4 protein-coding genes are annotated in these 4,535 nt (G+C 67.1%); 3 read left to right on the forward strand and 1 reads right to left on the reverse strand.

Annotation, left to right across the window (positions count from 1 at the left end; all coding sequences use genetic code 11):
* Positions 1-145: 145 nt before the first annotated feature.
* The gene (gene lexA, locus V7E09_RS14545) at positions 146-928 is read right to left on the reverse strand and encodes a transcriptional repressor LexA (protein WP_324523613.1); all 783 of its coding nucleotides are present in this window, start codon (positions 926-928) and stop codon (positions 146-148) included.
* A 211-nt stretch (positions 929-1,139) separates the two neighbouring features.
* Here lexA and V7E09_RS14550 point away from each other — a divergent pair, with 211 nt between their 5' ends.
* The 3 genes from V7E09_RS14550 to V7E09_RS14560 form a co-directional block, all read left to right on the forward strand.
* Positions 1,140-1,523, forward strand: coding sequence for a hypothetical protein (locus V7E09_RS14550; protein WP_324511440.1), 384 nt, complete (start codon positions 1,140-1,142; stop codon positions 1,521-1,523).
* Positions 1,524-1,842: 319 nt separating this feature from the next.
* Complete coding sequence (nrdR, locus tag V7E09_RS14555) at positions 1,843-2,343, forward strand: transcriptional regulator NrdR (protein WP_324523614.1); 501 nt, start codon at positions 1,843-1,845, stop codon at positions 2,341-2,343.
* Between the two features lie 75 nt (positions 2,344-2,418).
* Positions 2,419-4,535, forward strand: a 2,117-nt coding sequence (locus V7E09_RS14560) for a vitamin B12-dependent ribonucleotide reductase (RefSeq protein WP_324523615.1), incomplete at its 3' end; no start/stop codon positions are given.

The raw sequence follows: 4,535 nt of genomic DNA on the forward strand, positions 1-4,535 counted from the left end.
GTGTTGGATCCTCGGCTGAAGACCGCTCGCTACGGCAGCTTCCTGCGGGCTTCGCTGCCGCCGTTCTGGTCGACGACGGATCCGGAGATCGCAGTGTCGGCCTTGCGGCGTCTGAATCCTGACGCGGTCGCCTGAGCCGCAGCGGTCAGACGCGACGCAAGACTGTGGTCACCTTGCCCAGGATGGTCGCCTCGTTGCCGTCGATGGGGGAGTAGGCCTCGTTGTGAGGCAGCAGCCACACCTGGCCTGCCGTCCGCTTGAACGTCTTCACGGTGGCCTCGCCGTCGATCATGGCGGCGACGATCTCGCCGTTGTTCGCCTCAGGCTGCTGGCGAACCACCACGTAGTCGCCATCGCAGATCGCCGCATCCACCATGGAGTCGCCGCGCACCTCGAGGAGGAAGAGGTCGCCTTCGCCGACCAGGTCGCGGGGCAGGGGGAACACGTCCTCGATGTGCTGTTCGGCCAGGATGGGGCCGCCGGCGGCGATCCGCCCCACGATCGGGACCTCGACCGAGCGTGACACATGCACGTCCGCGTCGTAGCCGGTGGCGGCCGGACGGGCCTCGGCGGGGGCGTCGCGCTCCACGCCGGGCAGGTGCACGACCAGCGCGCGGGGACGCTTGGGATCGCGAGAAAGGAATCCCTTGGCCTCGAGTGCCTTCAGCTGATGGGTGACGCTGGAGGGGGAGGCCAGGCCCACCGCCTCGCCCATCTCACGGATCGTGGGCGGGTACCCGCGCTCGGCGACGGCCCCCTGGATCGTCTCGAGGATCAGGCGCTGCCGCAGGGTGAGCCCCTCGGCGTCGGCCGGGCCATCCGGCAGGGATCGCACTTCGCCCAGCCGGGCGAGATCGCCCTCGCTGGGGCGCCCCCTCCGATTCTGCCGGGGAATGGAGACCTCGCCCTCGCCGTCCTTCTTCGCCATACCGGCAACCTAGGGCACGCGAGCTGGGCAATCAAACACCTGTTCGACCGTGTCGCGATGAGTGGCGAGGGAAAAGTGTCGGACCCGGGCGCCAGTCTGGGGTGCAGTCGATCGAGCGCGACGCGCGCGGCGACACCGTTGCAATCGTAAGAGTGTTCGATAATACTGTTCGAACAGACGTTCGATGGGCGTCGCGAACGAAGGAGTGACCATGACCGCACAGCTGCTCGATTACCCCACCACCCCTCGGGTCCGGGTCGCACCTGCGCGCCGCCCCGGCGTGACCGTGGCCCCCCATCGCGATGCCCCACGGCGACCCCTCGGCCCCGGGCAGCGTTCGTGGTCGACCACGGTCGGGGTCGCGGCGCACACTGGGAGCGTTCAGGGCAGCGGCGCAGGCGTGGGCGGTACCGCCGTCGACCTCGAGCACCTCCATTGGACGCCGCGGGCGCTGATGCTGATGGTCGTGGCCGTGGTTGCGCTCGCGGTGGCCATGGGGGTCACGATCGTGTCCGCTTTCTTGGCGGTCAGCGATGCACCGGTGCAACCCGCGGCCCCGGTTGTCGCCATGTCCGCCACGGATTCCCTGGGTTGAGCGGTGCCGCCAGGCACTTCCTGGCGCCTCGCGCAGGGTGAAACCTGCCTCAGCCGCCGGTCAGCGCCAGACCGCCCCATCCCCCAACCCTTTCCGCCTCGCCCCGGTCTCCATACTCGGGGCGAGGCGGTTTTCGTGGCAGCGACACGGCGGCGCGCTGAGGTTGATTGTGGCTCACGATCGGCCTAACCTCTACATGTAGTAGTTACACGGAGGTGCACCGTCCACAGGTTGTGGTTAGCGGCTCAATCTCCGTCCACCGATCATCCACAGCGCATCCCCTGCGGGAGATGCCCGCGCGAGCCGAGGGAGGGGAGCCATGCATTGTCCGGCGTGCCGTTACAAGGACTCACGGGTTCTCGACTCGCGCGTGGCCGACGACGGCAGTTCGATTCGGCGGCGGCGCGAGTGCCGCTCCTGTGGCAAGCGTTTCACGACCCTGGAGCAGATGCAGTTGGTGGTCGTGAAGCGGTCGGGGGTCATCGAGCCGTTCTCCCGCGAGAAGGTCATCAACGGGGTGCGGAAGGCCTGCAAGGGGCGCCCGGTCTCCGAGACCGACCTGGCCAAGCTGGGCCAGCAGGTCGAGGAGTCGTTGCGTGCCGCCGGGCAAGGCGAGATCGAGGCCGACGAGGTGGGCCTGGCGATCCTGCGCCCGTTGCGGGCCCTGGACGCCATCGCCTACCTGCGCTTCGCGAGCGTCTACCACCACTACGAGTCCGTCGAGGACTTCGAGACCGCGATCGAGCAACTGAAGGCGAGCGGTGCCGCCTCGCCCGCGCTGACCCCGGATCCACAACCCCTGGTCGACCAGCTCTTCTGAGCGGGAGTCGACCACCCATCACGTTTGTTGTATTCACCAGGCAGACACGCAGAGCGTCAATCACAGGAGGAAGTAGTGACCGCAACCAAGCAGGCGCCCCGCAAGGCCGCCGCGAAGGGCAAGGGTCTCACCGTCGAGCGGGTCTTCACGACCGAGGGCGTGCACCCGTACGACCAGGTGACGTGGGAGCGGCGCGACGTCGTCCAGACCAACTGGAAGACCGGCGTGACCGTCTTCGAGCAGAAGGGCGTCGAGTTCCCCGACTTCTGGAGTGTGAACGCGTCGACCATCGTCACGACGAAGTACTTCCGGGGCGCGGTCGGCACCCCGGCGCGCGAAGAGAGCCTCAAGACGCTGATCGACCGTGTCGTCGGCAAGTATCGTTCCGCAGGCGAAGAGCACGGCTACTTCGCCTCACCGGCGGACGCGGACACGTTCGGGGCCGAGCTGACGTGGATGCTCTTGCACCAGGTGTTCAGCTTCAACTCCCCGGTGTGGTTCAACGTCGGGACGCTCAGCCCCCAGCAGGTGAGCGCGTGCTTCATCTTGTCCGTTGATGACTCCATGGACTCGATCCTCAACTGGTACAAGGAAGAGGGGTTCATCTTCAAGGGCGGCTCCGGGGCGGGTCTCAACCTCAGCCGCATCCGCTCCAGCAAGGAACTACTGTCCTCCGGGGGGACCGCGTCCGGCCCGGTCTCGTTCATGCGCGGAGCGGACGCCTCGGCGGGGACCATCAAGTCCGGCGGCGCCACGCGCCGTGCCGCGAAGATGGTCGTCCTCGACGTCGATCACCCCGACATCGAGGAGTTCGTCGAGACGAAGGCGCGCGAGGAGGACAAGATCCGTGCGCTGCGCGACGCCGGGTTCGACATGGACCTGGGCGGCAAAGACATCGTCTCGGTGCAGTACCAGAACGCCAACAACTCCGTCCGCGTCAACGACGCGTTCATGGAGGCGGTCGAGGCCGGCGACCAGTTCGGTCTGCGGGCTCGGATGACCGGTGAGGTCATCGAGACGGTCGACGCACGCGAACTGTTCACCAAGATCGCGAAGGCGGCCTGGGAATGCGCGGATCCGGGCATCCAGTACGACGGCATGATCAACGCCTGGCACACCAACCCGGTGACCGGCCCGATCACGGCCTCCAATCCCTGCTCGGAGTACATGAGCCTGGACAACAGCTCCTGCAACCTCGCCAGCCTCAACCTGCTGAAGTTCCTGCGCGAGGACGACACCTTCGACACCGAGACGTTCGTCAAGGCCGTTGAGCTGATCATCACGGCCATGGACATCTCGATCACGTTCGCGGATTTCCCCACCGAGGCGATCACGCAGACGACCAGGGACTACCGCCAACTCGGCATCGGCTACGCGAACCTGGGCGCGCTGCTCATGGCCATGGGTCGCGGCTACGACTCCGAAGGCGGTCGCGGGCTCGCGGCGGCGATCACCTCGCTCATGACCGGTGCGGCCTACCGGCGCTCCTCCGAACTGGCTGCCGTCGTCGGTCCGTACGCCGGATACGCCCCCAACGCGTCCGCCCACCAGAAGGTGATGCGCAAGCACCAGGTCGCCAACGATGAGTTGACGCTGACGCAGACCGCCGACCTGCCGGTGCAGGCAGCCGCCACCGCGGAGTGGGCCAAGGTCGTCGAGTTGGGCGCCAAGAACGGGTTCCGCAACGCCCAGGCCTCCCTGCTGGCACCCACGGGCACCATCGGCTTCATGATGGACTGCGACACCACCGGGATCGAGCCCGACTTCTCGTTGGTGAAGTTCAAGAAGCTCGTGGGCGGTGGCTCGATGCAGATCGTGAACCAGACGATTCCCCGCGCCCTGGAGAAGCTGGGTTACACCGCCGAGGTGTCCGAGGCGATCGTCGCCTACATCGCGGAGAACGGTCACGTCGTGGGCGCCCCCGGGCTCAAGACCGAGCACTACGAGGTCTTCGACACGGCGATGGGCGAGCGCGCCATCAAGCCGATGGGGCACGTCCGGATGATGGCTGCGGTGCAGCCGTTCCTCTCCGGTGCCATCTCCAAGACGGTCAATCTGCCCGAGACGGCGACCGTGGAGGAGATCGCCGACGTCTACCTGCAGGGCTGGAAGCTCGGCCTGAAGGCGCTGGCGGTCTACCGCGACAACTGCAAGGTCGGCCAGCCGCTCAGCGATGGCAAGAAGAAGGAGGA

It is taken from the genome of Propioniciclava sp. (assembly GCF_036744435.1).
Classification (GTDB): domain Bacteria; phylum Actinomycetota; class Actinomycetes; order Propionibacteriales; family Propionibacteriaceae; genus Propioniciclava.

Bases quoted from the DNA above. Each gene is read 5' to 3' on its own strand.
- lexA (WP_324523613.1), bottom strand. From the start codon at position 928: ATGGCGAAGAAGGACGGCGAGGGCGAGGTCTCCATTCCCCGGCAGAAT.
- V7E09_RS14550 (WP_324511440.1), top strand. From the start codon at position 1,140: ATGACCGCACAGCTGCTCGATTACCCCACCACCCCTCGGGTCCGGGTC.
- nrdR (WP_324523614.1), top strand. From the start codon at position 1,843: ATGCATTGTCCGGCGTGCCGTTACAAGGACTCACGGGTTCTCGACTCG.